The sequence below is a fragment of the Bifidobacterium olomucense genome, assembly GCF_012932375.1.
GTDB classification, from domain to species: Bacteria; Actinomycetota; Actinomycetes; order Actinomycetales; family Bifidobacteriaceae; genus Bifidobacterium; species Bifidobacterium olomucense.
The window spans coordinates 307,919-331,883 of sequence record NZ_JAAIIG010000003.1 but is presented as its reverse complement, the minus strand read 5'-3'; the positions used below and the strand labels follow the sequence as shown (position 1 = coordinate 331,883).

General features: G+C 57.1%; 28 protein-coding genes and 2 pseudogenes. 6 read left to right on the top strand and 24 right to left on the bottom strand.

Features of this window, described 5'->3' with window-relative positions:
- Positions 1-187 precede the first annotated feature (187 nt).
- From ssb to G1C97_RS05185, 10 genes are all read right to left on the bottom strand, one after another.
- Positions 188-739 carry a single-stranded DNA-binding protein gene (ssb, locus tag G1C97_RS05230; RefSeq protein WP_169240847.1) on the bottom strand — a complete coding sequence of 184 codons (552 nt, stop codon included), beginning with the start codon at positions 737-739 and terminating at the stop codon, positions 188-190.
- Between the two features lie 156 nt (positions 740-895).
- Positions 896-1,672: a hypothetical protein gene (locus G1C97_RS05225; protein ID WP_169240846.1), complete on the bottom strand. Its 777-nt coding sequence runs from the start codon at positions 1,670-1,672 to the stop codon at positions 896-898.
- Positions 1,669-2,208 carry an ERF family protein gene (locus tag G1C97_RS05220; protein WP_169240845.1) on the bottom strand — a complete coding sequence of 180 codons (540 nt, stop codon included), beginning with the start codon at positions 2,206-2,208 and terminating at the stop codon, positions 1,669-1,671. Before G1C97_RS05220 ends, G1C97_RS05225 begins: the two co-directional genes overlap by 4 nt.
- Positions 2,199-3,041 carry a PD-(D/E)XK nuclease family protein gene (locus tag G1C97_RS05215; protein WP_335341328.1) on the bottom strand — a complete coding sequence of 281 codons (843 nt, stop codon included), beginning with the start codon at positions 3,039-3,041 and terminating at the stop codon, positions 2,199-2,201. The genes G1C97_RS05220 and G1C97_RS05215 overlap by 10 nt, the downstream gene beginning before the upstream one ends.
- 167 nt (positions 3,042-3,208) lie before the next feature.
- Positions 3,209-3,436: a hypothetical protein gene (locus G1C97_RS05210; protein WP_169240844.1), complete on the bottom strand. Its 228-nt coding sequence runs from the start codon at positions 3,434-3,436 to the stop codon at positions 3,209-3,211.
- Positions 3,429-4,301, bottom strand: a complete 873-nt coding sequence (locus G1C97_RS05205; RefSeq protein ID WP_169240843.1) for a DUF6551 family protein — start codon at positions 4,299-4,301, stop codon at positions 3,429-3,431. The genes G1C97_RS05210 and G1C97_RS05205 overlap by 8 nt, the downstream gene beginning before the upstream one ends.
- Entirely contained in the window at positions 4,298-5,038 is a 741-nt protein-coding gene (locus G1C97_RS05200) for a hypothetical protein (RefSeq protein ID WP_169240842.1), read from the bottom strand. The genes G1C97_RS05205 and G1C97_RS05200 overlap by 4 nt, the downstream gene beginning before the upstream one ends.
- A 131-nt stretch (positions 5,039-5,169) precedes the next feature.
- On the bottom strand, positions 5,170-5,445 hold the full coding sequence (locus G1C97_RS05195; RefSeq protein WP_169240841.1) for a hypothetical protein: 276 nt from the start codon (positions 5,443-5,445) through the stop codon (positions 5,170-5,172).
- Between the two features lie 408 nt (positions 5,446-5,853).
- Positions 5,854-6,087 (bottom strand): hypothetical protein, encoded by a 234-nt coding sequence (locus tag G1C97_RS05190; RefSeq protein ID WP_169240840.1) that lies wholly within the window; start codon positions 6,085-6,087, stop codon positions 5,854-5,856.
- A 10-nt stretch (positions 6,088-6,097) separates the two neighbouring features.
- A complete protein-coding gene (locus tag G1C97_RS05185; protein WP_169240839.1) occupies positions 6,098-7,000 on the bottom strand; it encodes a prohibitin family protein in 903 nt (300 codons plus the stop codon).
- Positions 7,001-7,095: 95 nt separating this feature from the next.
- Here G1C97_RS05185 and G1C97_RS05180 point away from each other — a divergent pair, with 95 nt between their 5' ends.
- Both G1C97_RS05180 and G1C97_RS05175 read left to right on the top strand, forming a co-directional pair.
- Positions 7,096-7,380 (top strand): hypothetical protein, encoded by a 285-nt coding sequence (locus G1C97_RS05180; RefSeq protein WP_169240838.1) that lies wholly within the window; start codon positions 7,096-7,098, stop codon positions 7,378-7,380.
- 396 nt (positions 7,381-7,776) lie between these two features.
- Positions 7,777-7,989, top strand: coding sequence for a hypothetical protein (locus tag G1C97_RS05175; RefSeq protein ID WP_169240837.1), 213 nt, complete (start codon positions 7,777-7,779; stop codon positions 7,987-7,989).
- A gap of 127 nt (positions 7,990-8,116) precedes the next feature.
- Here the strand turns inward: G1C97_RS05175 and G1C97_RS05170 are convergent, their stop codons facing one another.
- Complete coding sequence (locus G1C97_RS05170; RefSeq protein WP_169240836.1) at positions 8,117-8,413, bottom strand: helix-turn-helix transcriptional regulator; 297 nt, start codon at positions 8,411-8,413, stop codon at positions 8,117-8,119.
- 96 nt (positions 8,414-8,509) lie between these two features.
- On the opposite strand from G1C97_RS05170, the gene G1C97_RS05165 reads away from it, so the two are divergent.
- Both G1C97_RS05165 and G1C97_RS05160 read left to right on the top strand, forming a co-directional pair.
- On the top strand, positions 8,510-8,794 hold the full coding sequence (locus tag G1C97_RS05165; RefSeq protein ID WP_169240835.1) for a helix-turn-helix domain-containing protein: 285 nt from the start codon (positions 8,510-8,512) through the stop codon (positions 8,792-8,794).
- Between the two features lie 273 nt (positions 8,795-9,067).
- Positions 9,068-9,775 carry a hypothetical protein gene (locus G1C97_RS05160; protein WP_169240834.1) on the top strand — a complete coding sequence of 236 codons (708 nt, stop codon included), beginning with the start codon at positions 9,068-9,070 and terminating at the stop codon, positions 9,773-9,775.
- A gap of 127 nt (positions 9,776-9,902) precedes the next feature.
- Here the strand turns inward: G1C97_RS05160 and G1C97_RS05155 are convergent, their stop codons facing one another.
- From G1C97_RS05155 to G1C97_RS05110, 10 genes are all read right to left on the bottom strand, one after another.
- Positions 9,903-11,312 (bottom strand): tyrosine-type recombinase/integrase, encoded by a 1,410-nt coding sequence (locus tag G1C97_RS05155; RefSeq protein WP_169240833.1) that lies wholly within the window; start codon positions 11,310-11,312, stop codon positions 9,903-9,905.
- Between the two features lie 304 nt (positions 11,313-11,616).
- Entirely contained in the window at positions 11,617-12,252 is a 636-nt protein-coding gene (locus G1C97_RS05150) for a dehydroquinate synthase/iron-containing alcohol dehydrogenase family protein (RefSeq protein ID WP_169240832.1), read from the bottom strand.
- A gap of 90 nt (positions 12,253-12,342) precedes the next feature.
- Positions 12,343-12,741: a DUF1304 domain-containing protein gene (locus tag G1C97_RS05145; RefSeq protein ID WP_169240831.1), complete on the bottom strand. Its 399-nt coding sequence runs from the start codon at positions 12,739-12,741 to the stop codon at positions 12,343-12,345.
- Between the two features lie 104 nt (positions 12,742-12,845).
- Complete coding sequence (locus G1C97_RS05140) at positions 12,846-13,115, bottom strand: type II toxin-antitoxin system TacA family antitoxin (protein ID WP_169240830.1); 270 nt, start codon at positions 13,113-13,115, stop codon at positions 12,846-12,848.
- Positions 13,116-13,851: 736 nt separating this feature from the next.
- Positions 13,852-14,160, bottom strand: coding sequence for a hypothetical protein (locus G1C97_RS05135; protein ID WP_169240829.1), 309 nt, complete (start codon positions 14,158-14,160; stop codon positions 13,852-13,854).
- Between the two features lie 495 nt (positions 14,161-14,655).
- Positions 14,656-15,537 (bottom strand): ABC transporter ATP-binding protein, encoded by an 882-nt coding sequence (locus tag G1C97_RS05130; protein WP_169240828.1) that lies wholly within the window; start codon positions 15,535-15,537, stop codon positions 14,656-14,658.
- Positions 15,538-15,539: 2 nt separating this feature from the next.
- Complete coding sequence (locus tag G1C97_RS05125) at positions 15,540-16,217, bottom strand: MFS transporter (protein ID WP_335341335.1); 678 nt, start codon at positions 16,215-16,217, stop codon at positions 15,540-15,542.
- Positions 16,218-16,601, bottom strand: coding sequence for an MFS transporter (locus G1C97_RS05120; RefSeq protein WP_169240826.1), 384 nt, complete (start codon positions 16,599-16,601; stop codon positions 16,218-16,220).
- A gap of 12 nt (positions 16,602-16,613) precedes the next feature.
- Complete coding sequence (locus tag G1C97_RS05115) at positions 16,614-16,787, bottom strand: hypothetical protein (RefSeq protein WP_165777283.1); 174 nt, start codon at positions 16,785-16,787, stop codon at positions 16,614-16,616.
- Between the two features lie 67 nt (positions 16,788-16,854).
- Complete coding sequence (locus G1C97_RS05110) at positions 16,855-17,400, bottom strand: TetR/AcrR family transcriptional regulator (protein WP_169240825.1); 546 nt, start codon at positions 17,398-17,400, stop codon at positions 16,855-16,857.
- Between the two features lie 185 nt (positions 17,401-17,585).
- Between G1C97_RS05110 and G1C97_RS05105 the strand changes: the two genes are divergently transcribed.
- Both G1C97_RS05105 and G1C97_RS05100 read left to right on the top strand, forming a co-directional pair.
- Positions 17,586-18,998, top strand: coding sequence for a DHA2 family efflux MFS transporter permease subunit (locus G1C97_RS05105; RefSeq protein ID WP_169240824.1), 1,413 nt, complete (start codon positions 17,586-17,588; stop codon positions 18,996-18,998).
- 51 nt (positions 18,999-19,049) lie between these two features.
- Positions 19,050-20,069, top strand: a complete 1,020-nt coding sequence (locus G1C97_RS05100) for a lipocalin family protein (protein WP_169240823.1) — start codon at positions 19,050-19,052, stop codon at positions 20,067-20,069.
- Between the two features lie 109 nt (positions 20,070-20,178).
- Here the strand turns inward: G1C97_RS05100 and G1C97_RS05095 are convergent.
- The 3 genes and pseudogenes from G1C97_RS05095 to G1C97_RS05085 form a co-directional block, all read right to left on the bottom strand.
- Positions 20,179-21,033, bottom strand: a pseudogene (locus G1C97_RS05095) (IS3 family transposase).
- Positions 20,985-21,552 (bottom strand): annotated as a pseudogene (locus tag G1C97_RS05090) (helix-turn-helix domain-containing protein). The pseudogenes G1C97_RS05095 and G1C97_RS05090 overlap by 49 nt, the downstream one beginning before the upstream one ends.
- Positions 21,553-21,666: 114 nt before the next feature.
- Positions 21,667-23,754: a beta-galactosidase gene (locus G1C97_RS05085; protein WP_169240822.1), complete on the bottom strand. Its 2,088-nt coding sequence runs from the start codon at positions 23,752-23,754 to the stop codon at positions 21,667-21,669.
- Between the last annotated feature and the right edge of the window lie 211 nt (positions 23,755-23,965).

Genomic DNA, 23,965 nt, shown 5'->3' with positions numbered 1-23,965 from the left:
ACAGCCCTCGGCGCTGCCGCTTCCGCACAGGAGAATCAGATTGCTTGCCTCATGCAACCGTGGATACGGGTGGCTCCTCAAATGCCGGTGATGACGCGAGAAGCCAGCCCAATGAGACGGTCTGCCGCAACGAACACACCGGTATTCGTCACGCTCATCCACCAAGTCGCATACATGGCGGGACGGGTTAGAAGCTGTCCGGGCCACTGTCATAACCACCACCAGCCCAAGGATCACCAGCCGGCTGCTGCGGCTGCTGCTGCGGCTGTGGCTGGGGAGTCTGCTGCACGGTATTCGGCTGCGGTGCCCACTGCTGCTGATAGTTCGGCACCCCATACGACTGCTGATACTGGTTCGGTTGGAAACCCTGCTGCTTCTGGGCCTTCTGCACCTGCACGGTAGCGAACCTCAACGAGACGCCGATCTCCTCGACGTTCATGTCGAGCGAACGATGTGTGTTCCCGTCACTGCCCTGATACGAGTGCGAACGCATGGAGCCCACGACCACGACCCTCATGCCCTTGCCCAGGGATTGCGCCACATGAGCCGCCAGATCATCCCACACCTTGCAGTTCACGAACGTGGTGTCCGCTTCACTGTCCTCATAGTTACCGGTCTGCTTGTTCTTCACGCGAGTGTTGTTGATCACGGTGAAATTCGCGTACTGCTTGCCGTTCTGCGTGGTCTTCAACTCGATATCCTTCGAAATGTTGCCCACCACGACCGATTGGAACGCCATCAGATAATCCTCCTTTTCATCCTGTGCTTCTCCGCCGCCAGCTTGTTGCACATGAACGTGTGCGACAAGGCCTTCGCGCAATCCGTACGCCCGCAATCCGGGCAGACGCCCGCACCGCCGCCGTTATTGCACCTGTCGCACATGCAGTCCTTCTTCCTACTGAACGTCAAACCGCACCTCCGTAAACGGGAAACGATGCTTTTTGATGCTGTCCTTACGGAAGTTCCTCGGATTGCGTACCGGCATCGGTTTCGCCGGGGCCAGATTGCCGTCATGGTCGAGAACCGGCGTCCACAGGTCGCCGTCAAACTTCCACACACTGCCCGTATCCGCCTTGTAGAAGCCAGGCTCGGACGGCAGCTCATATTTCGGGCGGTAGCAGGAACGCACTTCGAAATTGTTCTCGCCAGCCAGATAAGGCTCCTTGACATGCTCGAACCACACGTTGAACAAGCCGCCGTCGAACGACGCCTTTTCGATACGTTCCACGATTCCGTTCGCTGTGAACGTCTTCCAGCCAAGCGAGAGAATGTCACCCGGTTGCACGTCCTCAATACGAGTGGCCATATCGTTCAACGGTTCCGGCGCTTCAGACTCGGGTTCCTTTTCAGGCTCAACCTGATACACATGCAGACCGGTGACGCGACGGTCCACTTTCACCTTGCCGTCCAGACGGTAGATGAACGGCCACACATCCCCATCCACCTCGATACCCAACGGCTTCTCGTCATACACGACGGAGGTCAACAGGTTCGCGATGTCACCGAACGCATCATCCCCGAAATCAGGCCGCTTGAGCGTACCGAACTGTTGCACGCCCTTGCATAATCCCACGTTCCCCTCATCGTCGATGATGTCCTCGGTGAGCATGAACTTCACCCACAAGCCCACACGAGCCTGTTCCAACGGGACTTCCTCATATTTCTGGCTCATTCCTGAACCTCCTTCTTCCTATTGCGGTTGTCGTACGCTTCGATGAACTGTCTCGCCTGTAATTCCGTCAACGTGCCATACGTGACGTTGCGTTGCAGAATGCCGCTGATGAACGCGGACTCCTGACGGGGAGGAATCCTCATCGTCTCCAATATCTGGTCGATGCGCTGCTGCTGTTCATCGGTCATGGACTCCAACGAACGCTTCCTGTAACCCGAGGTCTGGCCGTCGTCGTCAGTGGTGGCGATACCCAACGCGCCACACAACGAGTAACGACGCGCATAGGTCAAAGCGGAACCCAACTGCTGCATGACGCTCAACCCCTTGCCGTCCCCGGTCTCCACGGGAATCGGACAGATCGGATCACTCCACTGGTCACCAACCTGAATCTGAGTCGCCTGATGCAACATGTCATGCAGGTATACGGTCGTGAACCTGACCTTCACATGCAGCGTCTCGTCCACATAGGCCATGAGAGAAGCCAAGTCCGCGTACGTGCCGCGTCCGCCTTTGGCGTTCTTCTTCACTACCGCCATGAGTCAATCTCCTCCTCCAAATCCAGTAATTTCCAATCAGGGAATCGGATGGGCTGCGGATTATGGTCCAACCCGTACGAGGCCATCGCATCCAACGGGTCATCCATATGCTCGCGGAACCAGCTGATGCCCTTCAAAGCCAGGTTGATCTGCTGGTTGGCGACATCGATCTCCGGCGCATCCTCATCCAAACGCCACAGCATCCAGTCGTAGGGCGGGTTCTTCTCCTGCACGACGAACTCGAAACCAAGAGGCCCCGTGTAACCGGTGGCACGGTAGAGACGCATGTAGAACGCGGCCTGAATGTGATACCCGTACATCCACGCGCTCTTCGTGAAATCCACCGGGCTTTTCACCGTGGTCTTGTAGTCACGAATCCTGTACACGCCATCCACGTCAGGGTCCGTGGGAAGCCAATCCGCCTTGCCCTTCAACGCCAAACCGGTGATCTGGTCGTCCGCGAACAACGCCATCTCCGGTTTGCCCGGCAGAGTGGAGAAATACGAGCACTCAGACCGCATGGCTTGCAAAGCCGTATGATCGTCGGGGGACACCCAGACGACATCCTCGCCCGCATGTTCCCCGGTCAGCTTCTCCCATTCGGCCCGGCCCTCCTTCGTACGACGGTTCGGCTTCACCAACACCGTGGGGCCGGAGCCTAGTATCAGACTGTGCGCCGCCTTCCCGAACTCCAACACCGGGGAAGACTGGTGTTCGCCGGTCACATATTGCGCGTAAGCCTTCGGACTGATCAGATACTTCTTCAACGCAGTCTGGTCGATGGCGTCATCCGCGAAATACTCCGCGTCGCTCATCTGCAAAATCTCAGCCACAAGCCACCTGCCTTCTCAATTCCAGAATCTCCCGGCAAAGAACCGTTATCGTGGTCTCCGCCTCATCCATGAACTCGTCCACCTCATCCGCGTCATACGCGTCAGGACGAAAGAAACTCGCGTAAGCCGTGAACGTCCTGCAACGCACATCCCTGGGGGTAAGCAACCTAGCCGCGAACACCACCCGCCTCATGACGCAGTTGTTCACGACGCTCCAACAGTTCGCTTTTCCTAAACGTCATGCTGTTGCCCTGTTTGAAACCGCAGTACGGCTTGTAATATTGACGGAAGTAGTCACGGCCGACGCCAAGAAACCTCATGGCGGAATCCTCATCGGGGAAAACCGTGTCGAACAAGTCCCTGAGCAGATCAAGCAGCCTATTGAAATCAGGCATCGGAATCCTCCTTACCTGTATTCTTGAACCAAGAACCAAGCGATTTGACTCCGCGTCGCCCCTTGTTGTACTCATCGGTGATCGCGGCGGCGCACGATTTATCCTTCGACGTGCCGGAAGATAGGCGAATGCGTTCGGATGCTATCTTCAGCGACTTGTTCGCCATCGGCAGCGCGGACATCTTCTTGATGAGTGCGGCCTTGTCAACACGGTCCCCATACCTGTTGAGAAACAGGGCCATGCCTTTGATGATGAACGAATCCCAGACGGTTGACTCCCATGCGGAAGACATGACGTACAGGGTGGCGGATAACAGTTTCGGTCCTCCCAGCCGGTACACGTTCATCAAAGCCGAGGTGGCCCCGATGCTTCCCTGCTTGCCGTTCTGGGAAACCCTGAGACCGTGGGAGCGGACGATACGGTTCACGTCGCTTTCCTCTTCGCGTCCGGCAGTGACGGAAACCTTGAACTTGTCGAACGCGCTGACGGTTTTCGTATTGTTGAGGCTGAGGAACATCTCGGCTTCCTCTTCCTCCGTCAACCCCTCGTACACGTCGGCCTCGATAGGCCATTCATCGGCATCGTCACCCAGAACCAGCTTCAACGCGAGACAGCGATGTTGGCCATCAAGAATCCAATAGGTTCCGTCACGATGGGAAACCGTTATGGTTCCCATCAGATCAGGATCGAACCTATCCGCCAAAGCCTTGACCGCCTGGGACGTGGCCTCGCGTTGGGCTTCCCTGTCTATGGCGCAGTCACCGAGCTTGATCCGGTAATGCTTGTACGTGCGGTTGATTTCACGCTTCTTATAGTCGATTTTCTGCCGTGACTCTCGGCTCAACTTCAACTCGTACGGTGTCATTTCATCACCTTTGAAAGTCTTTTGTTCAGGGATTGCAACGATTTGATTGCCTCAGACAATTGCGCATGCCATTCGACGGCCTGGCCCGATGGAATCTGATTCCAATCGATGAGGGACAACACGGAAAGGCTGGGCGTCGCCCCGGCGATTATCGTGTTGAAGATTTCAACGGTCCGTTTCGGACAATGCGGTTCACGAATCTCGCCGGTTGCAGGGTCAACGTCGATGACTTCATCGACCGGCTCGGTGTGCAACGACTTCGCCTTACGAGAAACGTTCGCACGGCTCAGATTGCCTTCGGCGTGCGCTTCGGCAAGAATAGTGTCGAACTCTTCGGGTGAAGCATTATCAACCATCTCGTAGGCTTGAGTCTTAGCGTCACCGCTAGGAAACAAGCCATAAGCGGAAATCTTCTTGCTTGTGGAGAACGCCTTATCAAGTTGTTCTCCACTTTTATGTTGATTCCCTCTTTTTATTTGTGTTCCAGTGCTGGTGACGGTTCCGTTTGCTTGTCCGTCTCGAATGGCCTTGCCAAGCGCATAATCCGCGCGGCGCGCCATCTCCTGCGCATCCAACTGAATCGACTTCGACAGGTCACGTTGCTTCGTGGCCTCCTCAATCGTGTACACGTATGCGCGCATGGACTTGGCTTGCAAAGGGTCGGTGTTCGTCGCCTTAACAGCCTCGGTAATCCAGTCGTAGGCGTTCACCAGCATGTCGCTGACAGCCAACTCCATCTGCCGTTTATCGGCAGCGGCGTCGAGGCTCGCGTCAACGTTCCGTGCCGATACTGTCAAAGTACTTGCCATTGCTTATCCTTGAATGTGGAAGTATTTTTCTTTCACCCCAGTGCCAGCTGGGGTTTCTCTTACTTTTCGGAATCTGATTTGCTGTTGCGGCTGTGGATGAACGCAAACGTTTCATCTTCAGGGCCCGTATAGTTTTGCGAAGTGAGTTGTGTGACAACGTTGACGACAGCGGAGCATAATGGTTCGATGGCTTCAAACTCATCGCCGTGAACCGCTTGCTTCAACAGTTCGACGTATTCATCGAACATTGCAATGTTGCTCTCGTAAGCCCGCTTGTCGGCCTCCATGCACTTCAGGTCGAAGGTGCTGACGGTGTAATCATCGAGGTTCGTCATCGGAATACTCCTTATATATGGGAATAGGTTTTTCTTTGCACTCCGTCTCTCGGTTTCACAAGCCAGCCGAAACCCGATTACTATGCGGTGTTTTCGAGAGACTTCCGATGACGGTTTTCAGTTATGCGCGTGGACGGCGAGGGAATCGCACCCTCAGTCCCGACGTTTGCCACACGTCATGACCCGTGTGATCTGCGTACCGGGGGCAACTTGCTACCGCCCAAACCGGCTGACAGGCACAGGCAAGGAAAGGTAAAAAAATCCCATGCCCGCCAACCGGGGATGAAATCAACCGAGTATGGTCAAACACCCTGTGATTCCAATAGTTCTGCTGTTCAGTTATCACGAGGGTTTACGGTTGTTCCTTCCGCTGTCCCGACCGGTTTTCCACGCCGAATCGGAAAGTCCTTATTCACTGTCCGCCGTCAACAGGCAGACAATGCGGATGGGTACGAAACCGAAACCCACCAGTGAAGCCAGCCCATTGCCCAATGGGTGAGCGCAACCCGAATGCGTCAACACCCAGATCAGGCAGACGATCAACACGATCAGCCATAAAAGGGTCTTGAAAGCCAGCTGCCGCTCATGCGCGTCAGGCTCGGGCTTGCGATACCCGGAGACGTGACGTCCAACCGTGTTCATAAGGGATTCCTCACTTGGGTTGAATGAGCGTGCTCGCACTGTCGGGAGTGACGATCAGCTGGTCCGCGTTGGACAATGCGTCGATGTAATGCTGCTTGAGCACGTTGTCCGTCAGGGAATCGTTCAACGCCTTGTTCGCGTCGGCCTCGCCCTGCGCCTTGATGCGTTTCGTTTCGGCCTCGACCTTCGCGGTCTCCTGCTCGTTCTTGGCCTTCTGTTTGGCGACCTCGGCGGCTTGGGCCTGCGCATAGCTGTCGGTGATGGACTTCGGGTAGCGGATGTCCTGCACGCTGACCTGTTCGACGGTCAGGCCGATGTCCTTCCATTTCGCGGTCAGGGCATCCTGCACGGCCTTCGTGTACTTGCCACGGTCGGTGAGCATCGTGATCGTGTCGAACCTGCCGGAAGTTTCCCTCGCCACGGAACGCAGGTCATTCGATATGTAGTTCTGCGTGAACGTGGTCTGCTTGCCGTACTCCGAGTACAGCATCTCTGCGGCGGACGGGTCCAGCGAATAGTTGACCTGTATGTCGATGTCCGCCGAAGCGCCGCTCCTGTCGTTGACGGTGACTTCCTTGCCTTCCGCCGAACCGCCGTGATACTTGTAGCCGGTGTCCTTGAAGAAGTTGATGAGGTTGTTTCGCGTATCGTATTTGATGACGGACTGCCAAGGGTATTTCCCGTGGAATCCCGCGTTCTCCGCATGGCCGGCGACGGAGCCGCCCATGTTGCGGATGACCGCCACTTCGCCCACGTCCAACGAGTACAGGCACGCCGGAATCATCAACAGGACCGCCAGCGCGAAGGGGATTGCGGCGAGCCCGGCCCCCTTGCCGCGATTGCCGGCGACGGCTACGGCGAACATGCCTATTCCGACGATCACAAGGATGATGGAGATGATGAACCAGACCATGACGGATCCTTTCTTCTGGTTTTTCGTGTGTATGTCGTCTCCCCGTAAGCTGGATAACGCGAAACAAACAGTTAGGAGAGGAGGTGAAAAACTAAATGGAGTATTGGAGTCAACCGGTCTACGCCGGTCAAGACGAATGGGAGCTGACCAACATCAGTGGACAGTCGCTCACCGTGGATGAAATCAGCTCATATGATGGCGTCTCGCTGCCGTTCCTTGTAGTGAAGGACGGTTTGCATCAGACCATCGCAGACGGGAAACCGCTTCGGGTGAAGTTCCGCGCCACCAACATTCGCAATTCGTTCACCGGGCTTATTCTTTCTGGGACAAACAGGGAAGGACAAGCTTGGACGGTTCAGTATCCGCAGGTGAGGTCGTGAACTCGTCTTGTTGAATCATGGTCAGCCAATCGATGATGCGTTGATTGTCCATGAACCGTGCGCTGGGGAATGTGACGTAAGCCGCGTTCCCCTTATTGACCTCCATGCGCATAGGGTTTCCGTAGGTGAATCTGCCTATGAGATTCGGATTAATGTCGAGTAGCTGGTCAACACCGGGAACGGAGTCAGGGAAATACAGGCGGTAGATGTGACCGTTCTTGATTCCCTGAACCAGCCATGCCGCATAATCGGCATCATGAGCCAGCCGATAAGAGTCAACGTCCATCTTCACGCCACCTTCTCCATATAGATAAGCCGCTGTTTGACTGGGCTACGATTTGTGGTGTTCATGCTGGTTCTCTTTTCTGGAAGGGAGGTGAAAAACTAATGAGTTGGATGATTCACTTCAACGGGCAGGACTTCGGCCCGTTGCCGGATGATGAATACAATGAGCTACGTGTTCGGATGAATCGTGTCGCCGCCAGTGGAGGCGGCTACGTCGGATGGCCCGAACGGTCCGTAGGCGACATTTCTTCCACGTGTGTACGTGTATCGGAGTTCTTCTGGACTCCGGGCGCTCCCCTCAGCTTCACCCACATCCCTGATTGATGATGGAGTCGAAATCCTCTGATTCGTGGAAATCGAGTCAAGTTCCAATTGACTGACCTTCATTTCGAGGTAGTGGACGCGGGCTTCAAGCTCGTTGATTCTCGCGTTCATCGTCACGCTACCTTCTCTACTGGGGATGCTTTTGGTTATCAAGTAACTGCTCCTCAGCGGCGAGATACGCGTCAAAACTCTTCCCCTCTTGGAGCCATTCGGCTAGCTCAATAAGGCGCGATAATGGCATCTTTAACAAATTCGCAATGGAGCACATCTCTTCATATTTGAAGATTCCACTGTTCAGTTTTCGACTGAGACTGGTGATCGGAATGCCTGTCTCAAGAGAAACTTCATCTTGGCTTAAGCCTTGTTTTTTGAAGAGACGCTTCATGGCTTCTCCAAGATTCTGGGATGTTGCTTGCTTGTTCATATGGCTCACTTTATCACCCAAATGGGTTACTTAGCAATGCGGCGTGTCACCCATTTGGGTTTGCTTTGTTGTCTGAAATGGAGTACTGTAACCCATATGGGTACTAATAAAAGAGAAATAACCTCAAGTTCGATTGCCTTGATAAGGGCGATTGAAGCGTTTGAGGCAGAAGCAGGTATCCGCACTCCGGCTCTTGCGAAAGAGTCAGGTATTCCATTGACAACGCTTCGGAAGATTCTCACTCTGAAGTCCGCAGTGGATTACGAGCAGCTTCGCAAAATATCGGGGGCGCTGAACATCAAAGTGTCAGAGCTTGTTGCGCGCGCCGAAGATATCGCTGCAAGAGCCGGCCTTGAAGATAAGGGGGGCGATATACACTAGTTCATGTCCCTTTCTCCTTTCTGGTGAATCGGGCAATGCTGGGGGGAGTGCGTCGTATTCTTGGCGGAAGAGGCGCGCTCCCTTTTCTTTTATCCCATGAGTCGAACAATCGTTCGGGTCGGTAATCCTGATGCGGCTCGCGTCACTGCAAGAGGCAAACATTTGTTCGACTACATGACTCTGATTATTCACCCAAACAGCGTTTACCGCAAACAGGCGCGCGGAAACTCGGATACACTGGACTGATCGCAAAGAAGAGACAAGGAGAACACCATGAGCAACCCGCAGCAACCATCAATCCCGCAACAGCCGCCTATCAGAGACAAGGGCGTCGTGGTATTGAAATGGTGGCAGCTGATCATTGCCGCCGTTGTCGTAGTGGCTTTGTCCGTAGGAATGACAATCACCGTTGGCATGGTCATCCGCGACAACGAGCAACGTTCTGCAACAGCCGAGGATTACAAGAAACCGGAGAAGGCAGAACCCCAACAAAAAGAGGAGCCGAAGACCAGTAGTCGAGGGAACCTGATCAAGCATATAGGGGATGTGGCGGGCATATCAGCCAGTGCGGGCAGCAGCGATCTCATAGCTCAATGGACGGTCAAGAACATAATCATCGACGCCCCATGCACCCCCGCCTATGAGGGGGCGTCCACCACACCTTCTAACGGACATTTCGTCATGCTCGACATTGAGGTGGAAACCACGTCGGAATTTGATTCCCGGTACGGGCAACTGGCGTTGGGAAGCCCGGCTGTGTGGACGTACATCGAAAAGGATGGAACTCAATGGAACGGCAATCTGGACGGCACGATTGATAATATGCCGGTCTACTCTTGCATTCCCGACAATGAGAGACTGCCTGGGACCATCGGGCAGGGAGTGAAGGCGGAAGGCAAGGTCATGTTGGACGTGCCATCAACGGACGGTTATTTGGTGTACAAAAACGGGGCCAACGGATGGGAGTATCCTCTATCCTGAAAGGAACAAGTGCGTTAGCGGTCATAGAATATAGGTAGCTCGCATACAGGTTGTATGAGGAGTCGCCGGCACCGTCCGTATAGGACGATGCCGGTTAGCCTACCCGCCGAGTAGCGGGAAAGGTTTCCTAGGCCCCTGCGGGGGCCTTTGTCGTATCACGCCACTCGATCTGCTTCAAATCCAGTTTCTCACCAATCGTCTCCATACCTGACAGCAGGTCTTCGATCGGCACGGTACGGTAATGCTCGCTCATCTCTATGGAGGAGTGGCCGAGAATCCTTTGGATGATGCCGGGGTCAACGCCCATCTTGAACAACAGGGACGCTACCGAGTTGCGGCACTCATGCACATACCGGTGCTGATAATCAGGAATGTCGGCCTTGCGCATCAGTTCGCGGAAACCCCTGCGGTCATCGTTCGCGTCTATGGGCAGGCCCTTCTCCGTACGGAACAGCAGCCCATATGGGTTGGGTACGTCTTTCGTCGCTTCAAGATAACGGTGTATGACCGTACCCAGTTCGGGAATCAACGGCTTCACGCTGCCGCGCTGCGCTTTCGGAGGCGTCAACGCGAACCTCTTATACAAGTGAATCATATCGAAATCATCCGGCACCACCCATTGCGCGTCCGGGCATAGCATGGGACGCTTCTGCCCGCACGGATAGACGCCGCGTCCGTCAGACTCCCCGCAGCCATGCATCCTGTTCAGTTCGGACAACTGCCAGTTCACCGTGTACTGTCCCACGTATACGCCGTTCGCGCCGGGCTTCTCCCACAGTTCCAGATCATCCAACGTGATGCCCAACACCTCGCCCTGACGCATGCCGGTCAACAGTCGCCACCATTGCCGTGCGCCGGTGAAGATGTCATCGGTCGAAGCCTGAAGCATGCGCATCATCTCTTCGGGGGTGTACGCCTGACGATTCTGGACTCCTGTGCGGCCATCCTTCTTCGCGGAGTCGTCGGGGGACGGCAATGCCGCCCTCCTCCTGCCCTTGACTGAAAGCTTCTCGTCCCTCTGCTTCGGCCTGATGGCAGTGGTGACCGGATTCGTGGGGATTATCCTATCGGCCGTGGCGGCTTGGAATATCTGCCTTAACACGTTGTACATGGACTGTCTGCGGCTGAGCGAGGACTCGGTCCCGTCGATGTTGCGCATGTTCGACAAAAGCCTCTGCAACATGGAGGGGGTCACGTCGGCCAACGGGGTGTCCCGGTATTTGGCCAGATGCCTTTTCATCAGGGATTTATACAAATCGATGCTGTTCGGGTCGATGGTGCGCTTCTTCATCTCGAACCATTGATCCGCGTATTCGCCCAAACTTATGCTGCGGTCCAGACTCACGCCCCACTCGTTGCGGTTGCGCAGCGCCTGTTTGATTTTCTCATCGCATTCCTCGTATGTTTTGCCGCTCACCCACGTGTCGCCGACCTTGGCCTTCCACCGCACGTACTGCCTCTCCTTGCCGTCGCTGAGCAGCTTGCGATAGGTCTGCTTGATGGGGTATATGGCACCGTTCCGCTTCTGTCGTGGCATCGTAGGACCTCCATTCGCCAACATTCGCCAACAAACGTTTCGTTGCTAATGGTCTATCAATGGTATACCGATAGTCCCTAAAACGTTGAAATATCAAGAAAAAACGGCTCGAACGCTTGTTCTATTGTATCACTCAGCAGATGTGGAAGGTATGTTGATAACCATTCTCATTAATGGTTGAGTGAGGCTCTTGCGAACTTCGGTGTTCGCAAGAGCCTCATCGTTTTTTTGGGGAGAGGCTCCTGCAGGTAAATAGCAGATAATCTGCTGGAGTCTCTTCGCGCACTACTATCGTTGCTAGGCTTTAGTACAACTCTTCAAAAATCTTACGCACGCGGGCGGCGTCGAGCGGTACGAAATTGTTGCGCATCAGTCGCTCCTGTGTGGTCATCACGCGCTCGGTGAACTCCGGCAGATCCCCGCGCGTTACGCCATACTCATGCAGTGCCTTCTTCGGCAACAACTGGTTGATGAGTGCTTCCAGCTCGTCGTACACGTTAACCACATCGCAGTCAAGTAAATCGGCGAGCACGGCGTTTAGCTTTGCGATTTCACCATCCGACTTGATCTCCATATAATTGCGCAGCACGCCGGTGAACATCGCATAGTTCGATTCGCCGTGCGGCACATGATACTTGCCGCCCAGCTGGTAGCTCAGCGCGTGCACGGCCGCGCCGCCGCCGATGGCGACGATGCGGTTGTAGTCGAACTGACCAGCGTCCTGGATGATCTCGTCGATCATTACATCGGTAGGTTCCTGATTGCCGTACTTATCCACCAGCAACACGTTTGCGCCATTGAGATACGGCTTCAGAAAAGCGTCATGAATCATGCCGATGCTGACCACCAGGTCGCTCGGGCCAAGTTCGAATGCTTCAGCGAACTCCTTGACTGTGGCGAACTGATAGATGTCTTTTGGTCCTACGGTGAGCATCTCCATGGTGCAACTCCTCCGTTGTCTGGATGATGTTCGGATATTGCGCCCGATGCTAATCCCGGTTCATGTCAGTGATGTTGCCTGTTGTCGCGATTACAGAAGAGCAGAGATAATGAGGAAGACTAGGGAAAGCGCGGGCAGAGTGAACTGTTTGACGGCGGCTGCGCGCTTGTCCGGACTGCCGGTGAACAGTACCAGTGCGGCGAGCACCATTGATGCTGTGCCGGCTGCCATCAGTGTGATGCCAACGGTCTGTTGAGACTGCTGGCCGAGCAGAGTGATTACTGCACCAGCGGCAGCCATAATGCCGAGGAACAAGTTGTAAAACCCTTGGTTGTAGGCCATCTCCTTGGTCGCTTCGGCTTCTTCGACTGAGGAGATGGAGAAAGTTTTCATGGTATTCGGTTCAGTCCATCGAAATGACTCCAGAACGAAAATCAAAGCATGTAGCAAACCTGCAAGTACGGCAAAAATACATGATGCGATAAGCATGAATATCTTTCCTCTCTCAAATTGGACGGCATGGATTCTGGCAATGATGCATACTAGTACAACTTAAGAAATACTCGTTAAACATTTGAAATAGGGAAGGAACCTCAAGCCCATTGTGGATTCCTTGCCACCAGTTCTTTGGCCGCATCGGATGTAGGGGCTTCCAGTGCTGCTATGAAAATGTCGAATGATGCGGAGTCTAATTGTAAGGTTGTTTCTTTGTTGATTTCGTAGCATGCTGCATCAATAAGATGTTGTGTGGCCCAGTGGGAGAGCGTCAAGCCGGTCAATGAAGCGGCGTGCGCGATGAGCGCATATTGTTCATCGGTGAGAGAAATACTAAATTGCGATGCTTGTTGCTGGCCTGTCATCATCACACTCCCCATTATGCAGTGAAAAGGTAAATAAATGTGTCAATACACAGTGCTTGAAGCAATGATCTTAGTGTTGTGCTCGCAAACGACTTGTTGCGAGCGCAACACAGTTATTGATCATGCCCCAATAATCCAGCGTCGGCGTCTTTGATATGCGATGGGGTCGTCCCAGTCGCGTATATCGTAGCCGTTATTGGCTGCGATAGTTGCGGCATTGAGTGCTTCGCGAACGCGGTGGCTGGCTCCGTAATCGGGAATCCAATCATCCTCAATCCAGCGATAGTCTCGTATGCGACGTGCGGGGATATGTGCGTTATGTCTGGTGGCATAAGCATATGACGTTACATCAGGTGCAGGTTCTCGCGATGCGCTATAGGGGAGTAGCCAGTATCTGTTGTGCGTATATCCTGCTCGCTTGGCCTCGGCCTCCATGATTCGGTATGGTCGGTCCTTCCATGTTCGAGACATGGTGATGTTCCTTTCAAACTAGGCAATAGTTGCCTAGTAGAAGGGTGTGGTGAATCCATTAGTCATGATTGCTCCTGACGTTGTTTGGATGGTGTCGATTATGTGGGTGAGAGGTTATCGGTTAATTGTCTGTTGATGGCTCCTCCGGGATTATTGTGCGGAAGAATTCCTCGTTGATAATCGGATAACCGTCCTCGTCCACCGGCAATTCTTCTGGGGAACAGCGAGGGGACATAGGATTTGCTTCGCGCTCAGCTTTCTCGGCCTTTCATCGTTCCTCAAGTTCTTTCATTGCGATGTTGAATGGTTTGAGTTGACGTTGTTTGTTGACATAGAGAAGTCGGCTGCTGCGTTCTTCCATACACTCATCGCAGATGAGAGCGGCAACTTGTGTACCGTCACAGGGGTCGAAAAATGTAGTGCCGTAATGTCCGTATGAGCATAGCTCCATGGCGCCATTGGGCAAGAAGCTTCTATCGTTCGAATCTTCGGCAAATAAATCCGCGTCAAGAAGACTAATTGCCTTGCCGCAAATCAGACATGTGAGCTCGAATGATGCAGTCTTCTTGTTCATCATCGTCCTCCCGATAATATGTACAGGTCATCAATGGCCCGCTCAAGTCAGCCAACTTGGGAGAACCGCACCAGAATACAACATGGGAGAGTGCGGCGTTAATTATCAGCTTGTTCTCTGTATATTTTCTTGCGATTTCGAGCTGCATCACTGGTTGCCGCCATAGGTATTCGCCATGGTGTTTTTCGCGCTTTGTTATGGATTTTTCCAATAAGCTCCTTTGTATGATTCTGATCCGTTATTTGGAATGACTGAGTAACCCCTTGCTGGTTTGAAGGGTTGATTCGTTGATTTCTGCAAGCTTCGTCAGTTGTGTTTTCGTTGCAATGAAGCCGTTCTGGTGACGCTCACGAGATTCGTTAATTGCCGTCGATTTCGCTGTTCTCCGCGGCCATTGTGTCCCGGTTGTGTCCACAACGGCACCAGTGTTCCCCAGTCAAATGAGACGGAACGACTGAGGAGCACTGGAACCGGCGACGAGGCATTCATTCGGACCGCTCATGCGAAACGCAGCCGGTGCGAGGCCCTCCATCGCTGCCCGGTTCGCTCTACGTGTAGCGGGACGCCGAACATCGATTCGAGACGTTCGTCGGTAAGTCCTTCGTCAAGTGGTCCGGTGAACGTGATGGTTCCCGGTGTCGTGTTGCCGTCAAGTGTGGCGTAGATGCGCGGATGCGTGTCGAGGTATGTCATGCACTCGTGTTCCATCATTCGGCCCATCATCGCGATATGGTCGAATCCGGCGGGGATGTCCTCCACCTGATGCGTGACGAGTAGCATCGTGCGCTCGTCCCCTCGCGAGGCCAGCGCCGACAGTTCTCGCAACACCGTTTCACGGCCACCCAGATCAAGGCCGGTGGTCGGTTCATCGAAGATCAGGAGATCCGCCGGCGAGACGAGCGCGCGGGAGATCATCACCCTCGTGCGCTCGCCTTCGGACAGGTTGCGCCACTGTTTGCCGGTCAGATATGCGATGCCGAGTCGGCGCATCATCGCGTACGCCTTCTCGTATGCCTCGTCGGACGAATCCTTCGTTCCTCGTGGAATCCCCGAGGCGACGACCGTGAGCGGGTTCATTCCCGACCCGATGTTGTGCCCGAACGCCGCAGAGACGATGGCTATGCGGGTGCGACGGCGCTCCGGGTCCGAGCCCGCGACTGTTCGGTCCCCGAAGACGCGCAGTCCGCCGACGTTGGGGTAGGTGCGCATCGCGATCATTTCCAGCAGTGTGGATTTTCCCACTCCGTTCGGTCCGAACAGCACCCATCGTCCGCCGGTGGCAATGGTGAGGTTCACGTCGGCAAGGATTAGCCGCCGATTGCGATAGTAGCCCACCGACCGGGCTAGTACCATTGCGTCGTGGGTTGTTTCGCCGAGCATGGTCATCGCCCCACTTCCGTATTCCGTCCGATGATGATGCCGATGGCGGTCTGTGCGACGGCCAGTATGGTCAGCATGATGAGCACCGTCCGCCATCCCGAGGTGATGTCGTAGATCGTTCCGGCCGACATGGGACCGACCGCGGCGAGCAGGTATCCGACGCATTGAGCCATGCCCGACAGTTGCGTCGTCTCCTCGGTGGTCGAGGTCTTCAATCCGATCAATGAGAGCGCCACGACCAGAGAGCATCCCGAGCCGATGCTGGTGACGATGATCCACAGCAGATCAAGCCGCGGCGCGAATGCCAGTCCGAGCGCGCCGATGGCCAATAGCACGCTGGCGACGACAACGGCGGCGACCTGGCTGTCGCCCTTCAGCAGCACGGGGATGAGCAGTCCCATGACGATGCCGACGAGCTGGAAGACCGCCAGATGCCAGCCGGTCCGGTCGGCGGGCACGCCGAAGGGGACCTCGATGGTGGGCAGCCAGGTGACGCACACGTAATAGTTCACGGATTGCAGCCCCATGAACAGGGTGACGGCCCATGCCTCCGACCTTTTCCACATGGAGACTCGGAGTCGGGTCTCCGATGCCGTACTCCGTCGGCTGCGGGGCTGCGCATCGGCGGCGGTCTTCGCAGCCGGGGTCGTCCTTCGCGCATTCGCCCGTGAACGCCACAGCTACAGCAGCGTGACGATTCCGGCGGGAATGGCCCAGATGCCGAGCGTGCCCCGCCACCCGATTGCATCGGACAGGGGCAATGTCACGGCCGAGGCGAACGCGGCCATGCCGGTCATGTATGCGGAGTACATGCCGGTGGCAAGTGATGCGTGACCGGGGTAATCGCGTTTGACTATGGCCGGCACCAGAACGTTGCCCACCGCGATCGAGCAACCGATGACGAACGTGCCGGCCCACGGTCCGATGGTGCCGCATGCCGAACGGATCACAATGCCGAGCGTCAGGAACACCATCGCGGCCAGCACGGTGCATTCGATGCCGATGCGTCCGGCGGCCCGGTGCGCCATCGGGGAGACGGCGGCGAACGCGAGGATAGGCAACAAGCCGAGCAGACCCTACATCGTCGCGTTGAGATGTTCGGACGCCCCTATCCATGGCAGCAGCGGGCCGACGGATGTGAGCGGGGCTCGCAGATTCAGCGCGACGACGAAGACCAACGCGGTCAGTATCGATGCGGCGAATCGCGATGCCGACGAGGGGATGGGATGACGTTCTGTTATCTGTTCCATGATGATCGACTAGATGATTAAAGAGTATCCGTGTGATGATGCCGTTGATTCGTATAGGGGGTGTTCGTTATCGTCCGTCGGGGATCCGAGCGGCGATGGCGTTGAGGTTTTCGACGACCGCCGCGATGATCTCGTCGTCGCTTTGTCCGCCTTCCAGCTTGAGCAGGCCAAGCGAGTGGAGGGCCCCGGCGATGGAGAAGACGGCGGCGATGCGCTCGCGCTCGTTCGCTGCTCGGGCGGAGTAACGTTCGACGAGCGTCGATTCGATTTTGCGGAACATGGCTTCGGGGCGGCCTGCGAACAGGACGCGCAGATCGTCGATCTGGCTGTCGATGGCCGGTCTCCAGCCATTGAGGAATGCGGGTGGATCGGACAGGATCTTGTCCTTGTCGGGGTAATGCTCCAGCATCGCGTCGATGGTCTCGTCCTCGAGATTGTCGTTGAGGTCGTATACGTCGAGGTAATGCTTGTAGAACGTGCTCGGGTTGACGAGCGCAAGGTCGCAGATGTCCTTGACCTTGACCTTCGAGACCGGAACTCCTGATGCCCGTAGGTGCAGGAACGCCTCGCGGATTGCCTTGCGGGTTTTGACGATGCGCAGATCGGTCACCATGCTCCTTTCGTTCTGCCGGTAGCGTCATTCCCGCTCCGTCCCATAAGCCGTGGATTGTTCGACGATTCAGGCGAATCGTCGAATAAGCGAGAAATGTCGCATATCGGTGGTTGTCATCCGCTGCGTTTCGATGATAATTGATGCTCGTTGAATAATCAACAACTATTGTTTATCGGAGTGTTATTGTGAAACTTGGCATCAACAGGAAACAATGGATCATGGTCATCGTGCTGCTCATGGGCACGTTGCTGGCCGTGCTCAACATGTCGGTGGTCACGCCGGCGTTGCCGTCCATCATGAAGGACCTCGGCGTGGACTCCACCACCGTGCAGTGGCTGTCCAGCGGCTATTCGCTGGTCGAGGCGATAGTCATCCCGCTCGCCGCGTTCCTCATGGGACGCTTCTCCACCCGCAGGCTGTTCATCGGCTGCATCTCATTGTTCGCGGCCGGCAGTCTCGTCGCCGCGTTCGCACCGACCTTCCCCCTGCTCATGGTCGGCCGTGTGTTGCAGGCCCTGTGCACCGGCGCCATCATGCCGATGGTCACCGCGGTGATCCTGCTCGTGTTCCCCAAGGAAAGCCGAGGAACGGCGATGGGCATCACCGGACTGGTCGTCGGCTTCGCCCCGGCGCTCGGCCCGTCCATCTCCGGCGTGATCATCGACTCGTTCGGCTGGCGCACGCTGTTCGTCATCATGGCGGCAGTCTCGCTGATCGTCATCGCATTGGCCGCCGTCTACCTGCGCAACTTCGACGGATTCCAGCCGGGCGCGTTCGACCCCGTCTCCGTGCTGCTCTCCTCGGTCGGCCTGGCATGCCTGCTGTACGGACTGTCCACGTTCACATCCACCGGCAACATGGCGCTCACCGTCGCGCTGATCGTCATCGGCGTACTGCTCGTCGCCGTGTTCGTACGCCGACAGCTCAAGGCGAAGGAACCGATGCTGCGCGTCGGCATCCTCGACAACCGCACCTACGCGCATTCGGTGATCATCGTGGCATGCATGCAGGCTGCCCTCATGGGATGCAACGTCATGGTGCCGATGTTCATCCAGGCCGTGCTCGGCGCATCCGCCACCGCCAGTGGGCTCGCCATGCTCCCCGGCGCCCTCATCGGCGCATGCTGCGGCATCGTCTCGGGCCGCATGTTCGACAAATACGGCATCCGCAAGGTCGCCCTGCCCGGCCTGACGGTCATGACCATCGGCGGCGTGCTCATGGCTCTGCTCGGCGCGGACGCCTCGGTCATCCTCACGGCATGCGCCTACACCGTGCTCTACGCGGGACTCATGTTCGCCATGACCCCGGTGAACACCTGGGGCATCAACGCGCTCGACAACGAAAACATCGGACACGCGCAAAGCGTCACCAACACCGTCGGACAGATCGCCTCCTCGATGGGCACAGCCCTCATCGTATCCATCTCCGCACTGTCCACCACCCTCGCGCCCACCGCCACCGGACACGCGCAATCCATACTCGGCTCGACGCTGGCATTCGCCGCCATCGCGGTCATCCTCGCGGCCGCCCTCGTCACGGCGCTTCTGGTGACTCGAACGCACCGAGGCACGACGAAACGGACTCTCGTCGGACAGTGACCGAAACGACAACGCATCAACAGACAACACGGAACCAAAACGAAACGAGACATGATGAACACCACGAACAACTCGCTGACCCGCAACATCCGCACCTTCCACCACGGCACCGAACCGCTGGTGGATCCCATCCAAGACACATTCATACGCACCGACAAAGCCGGCAACTCATGGTTCTGGGTCGGTCATTTCGAGGCGGACGGACACACCCTTGACTTCATGTACCACGTCAGCGTCCTGCAGCTCTCCAAATACCTGCCGGTGCGCATGATCAACAGTGTGCTGTCCATCACCGATGAGACCGGACGCATCTACCGTCACGAAGACCGTTTTTACAAGGTCAGGCGAGGACAGGTCGCAGGCCAGGGACTGCACATCCACACCGACAAGGACGTCATCGAAGGCGACCTCGACAACATGCGCATCGCATCGGCCATGCCGGACGGATCCATCTACCTCGACCTGCACGGCACCGGATACCCGCTCTACAGTCTCGGCACCGGCTACTTCCAGATCGCCGGGGTACCCAACTACCAATACTCGTTCCCGCACATGGCGGCCAAAGGCGTTATCACTCTCGACGGCCAGCGCCACGAGGTGGAGGGAATGGTGTGGATGGACCGTCAGTTCGCCGGCATGCCCAAAGGCAGAAGCCTCAAGGACGGCTACAACTGCAAATGGCTGTGGATGAACCTCTGCTTCGACAACGATCCCGACGTGATCAGCCTATGGGGTGTAACCGAACTGGCCACCGGCAGCGAACATTGCTGGGCCAGCGTCCTGCACGAGGACGGCACCCAATCTTCCGCCGGCGTGGATCCGATGGTCGACGACTCCTTCAACGTGTGGGAAAGTCCCACGACAGGCATGAAATATCCGACCGGATGGACCGTCTCCATCCCCGAATGGGAAGCGAAACTCACCGTCACGTCCATCATGGACGAACAGGAAATCGCCTCGCCGAACCCCTCCGGCCGCAAATACGAAGGCGCGAGCCAAGTGGTCGGCACCTACCGGGGACGCCCGGTGACGGGCCACTGCTGCCTCGAACTCGTCGGAGGATGGAACTGACAACACCGGCCCATTTTCCGAAAAACACCGGCATCGGTCCAATTCCGCCAACCCGCCGAAGAATGAACTGCGCCCCGAAAGTTGGACGTGGTTTATTCAGGGTACCTGATCAGGCTGTGAGGGACATGCTCCGGAACTCCTCCGGGGTGTGTCCCTCAAGTCGTTCCTGCCTTCGTTTGGTGTTCCAATGGACGATGTACGCGTCCAATCCGGCCTTGAATTCCTCGAAGGAAGTGAACTCGCGGCCGGTGTAGAACTCGTCCTTGAGATGGCCGAACACCTGCTCGGTGGCGGCGTTGTCGATTCAGTTGCCCTTCCTGCTCATGGACTGGCGGATGTTCAACTCCGTCAGGCGGCTTCTCCACCAGTCGTGCTGGTATTGTGCCAACCCATGTCGGAGTGAAGAACGGGATTCGCGCCCTCGGGTAGGCGTTTAGCGAGCATGTCGAGCAGGCGTCGCTGCTGGGCGAGGTCGGATGTCGGCTGACGTCCCATGCGACGATCTCCTTGGATCCCGTGTCGTATACGGGCGCGAGATACGCCTTGCCTCCCACGATCCTGAACTCGGTGACGTCCGTGCCCGGCTCCATCCAGGGTCTGTCGGCCGAGAAGTCGCGTTCCAGCAGGTTCGGCACCCTGGCACCCGTGTCGCCCTTGCAGCTGTATCCCCGGTACGGGTTCGGCCGACGTATCCGGCATTCAAGGTTCATGCGGCGCATTACCTTCAGCACGCTCCTGTGGCTCACCCGCACGCCGAACTCGCATACGAGGCACATGCGGATCTGCCGGTGGCTGCACCCGTTGGGCGTGCGATGGAAGACCTCGGCGACCATCGGCTCGATGTCCGGCCGGGGGTCACCCGTCCGGGATGGGACAGAAGATAGCAGTACGTGCTTCTCGCGAGCCCCGCCGCCCTCAGCAGGCACCGGAGCGGATGGCCGAGCCCCGCCAGCGTCGAGACGATCGCCGTTCTGTCCCGGTTGCCGATCTCTCCGCCAGCAGGGCGTTGACTTTTCCCAGATACACGACCTTTGCCTTGAGGTACGCGTTCTCCTCCTCCTCCAATTCCCGCTCACGGTCTGGAGCCGATTTCGGTTTGGACTTCGCGCCTCTCGGCCTGCCCTTCGGCTTCGGACGCAACGCTTCCGGACCTCCCGTACGGTACTCCAAGCACCAGCGTTCCAGCGCCGTGATGCTCGCGATCCCGTACCGGGCCATGACCTCCGCCTTCGTCAGGCCGCGCTCCACATGGTCCCGCGCCGCCGCGAGCTTGGTCTCGTAGTCGTAGGCCTTGTTGCCCTTGTGTTCTCCCATGAGCGCCGCCTTCCCGCCGATCCGGTACAACAACACCCATTTTTCCGCGGTCTTCCGCGGCACGCTAAGCCGCGCGGCAAGGGAACGACTCCCCACACCCTGCCGAAATCGGGTCGGCAACGACCCGCATGAAATCATCACTGTAACGACGCCTGCGATCCCCAGACATGAGAAACCGCACCTCCGATCATCGAACCTGAATTACTTCAGTCCAACAATCGGGGTGCGGTTCAATTTTTTGCCGGGGCCTCTATCAGAACGAATCTACAATATTGTATATTTCTCATTCCTCGATGATGAGGACGCCCCAGGCGGGGATGGTGAGCGTGTCGCCGGCGGCCACCGGCTTGCCGGCGAGCAGGTCGGTGCCGGCGACCGGCGCCTTGAAGGCCGCTTCCTTGCCGGAGTAGTTCAGGAAGTAGGTCACCGGCTTGCCTGCTTGGTTCACGCCGCGGCGCACGCGCACGGTGGTGCCGGCGAACTCGTCGGTGGACCAGTCGACCACGCCGGCGTTGCGGGCGGCCTCGAGCAGTACCGGCTTGATTTCCTCGGTGGAGGTCATCGTGCCGATCCATTCGGCGGAGCCTTGGCCGAACTCGCTGCGGGTGATCGCCGCGTAACCGGCCTTGCCCCAGACCGAATCACCGTAGTCGGCGAGCACCTCGGTGCCTTCGGCAGGCTTGAGCAGTTCCAGGAAGTGCTGCGGCTGCACGGTCGGCGTGCCTTCGAGCGTGCCCCTGAACGCCAGTTCCACGTCGGTCATGTCGTTGGTGAACTGGTTGTAGCTCACGCCGAACACGTCGGTGAGGTTGTGCGGCTGGCGGTCGTGGTAGACCTTCACGTTGTCGTCGGCGACGAACGACCTGAACGTGGCGAGCACGTTGCCGCCGTGCTCCACGTACGTGCGGATGCGGGCGATCAGCTCCTCGTCCGCCACGTACAGGGCAGGGGTGATCAGCAGCTTGTACTGCTCCAGGGTCTGCTCGGAGGCGGTGTACGGCACGAAGTCGGCTTCGATGTTGAGGTCGAAGAGCGCGTCGTACAGCCAGCGCATCACGTCGTTGTACGTGGTCAGGCCGGAGACGCCCTCGTCGTACGGGTCCGGGTCCGGGAAGCCGGTCTCGATGGTGAAGCGGGTGAGCGCGGTCAACGTCTTGTTGCTCATCATGATGGCGACCTTGTTGCGCTTCTTCAGGTTCACCAGGTGCGAGCCGACGCGCTCGATCTCACCGCCGAAGACGCCGGCCTCCTCATAGGTGGGGTTCGGCTCGAAGTCGTGGCTCAGCAGGCCCTTCCAGTAGGTCTCGAACGAGTTGTGGATGGAGTGCCAGTGCCAGTACATCACCGAGTCCGCGCCGTTGGCGAGGTGCGAGTATGCCTGCAGGCGCAGCTGGCCAGGGTAGGGGAGCCAGCCGTTCTGGCCCTGGGCCTGGGTTTCGATGAGCAGCCAGTTCCGGCCGCCCTTGAAGGAGCGGGTCAGGTCGCCGCCCATGCCGATCTCGCGGCCGGTCAGGTGCGATTCGCCCGGATGGTAGATGTCCACGCCGGCGATGTCGAGGTGCCTGGAGGTCTCGTAGTCGTCGGCCCACGGCTGCAGGCCGTAGGAGTAGACGCGCCATTCGAGGTCGTAGTTGTGGGTGACCCACTGGTCGGGGCGCGCGTACTCGCGCACGATGTCCGCCTGCCAGCCGATGTAGTCGGTGACGAGCTTGCGGCGGAAGGTGTCGAACTCCGAGCCCAGCGAGCCGTTGATCGTGCCGGTGGCGCCGGACACGTCCGGGAAGTCGTCCCACGAGTTGATGCGGTTGGACCAGTAGTCGAGCCCGTAGGCCAGGTTCATGGCGTCGAGGTCGTCGTGGAATTTCTCGCGCAGGTGCTTGACGAACAGCTTCTGCACGTTGTTGGACACCACGTCGTAGTACTTGCACTCGTTGTCGACCTGGTAGCCGATGACGGCCTTGTGGCCGGCCACGTGGGCGATGAGCCTGCGGATGGCGCGCTCGGCGTAGAACAGGAACGAGGCGTCCGCGATGTTCATGATCTGGCGGCCGCCGTAGACGGCCTTGCCCTTGTGCGTGGTCTCCAGCACGTCCGGATACATGTTGGACAGCCAGGACGGGAACGCGTAGGTCGGTGTGCCGATGATCACGTCGATGCCGGCCGCGCCCATCGCGTCGAGCACGCGGTCGATGTGGGAGAAGTCGAATACGCCGGGCTGGGGCTCCATCGTGCTCCACGTGGATTCGGCGATGCGCACGGTGTTGATGTGCGCGGCCCTCATCAGCGCGATGTCCTTGTTCAAACGGTCCTCGGGCATGTACTCGTCGTAATAGGCGGCACCAAAAAGAATATGATCAGGAGCCTTGCTCATAGAAGTGTCCTTTAAGTCTTTTGATTACTGTGTGTGAGTTCATATAGCTGCGTCGTGCAAATGATGTTGTCGTTCTGCTTTGATGCTCCATCTTCATCGTGGACATACAGCAATTGTCCGCTATGACAGCTGCAGCGTATATCTGAACGTCATATGAAATCAGCCTATGCTGGAAGTGCATATGACGACAGTAAGAATTCCTGAAGTTCGG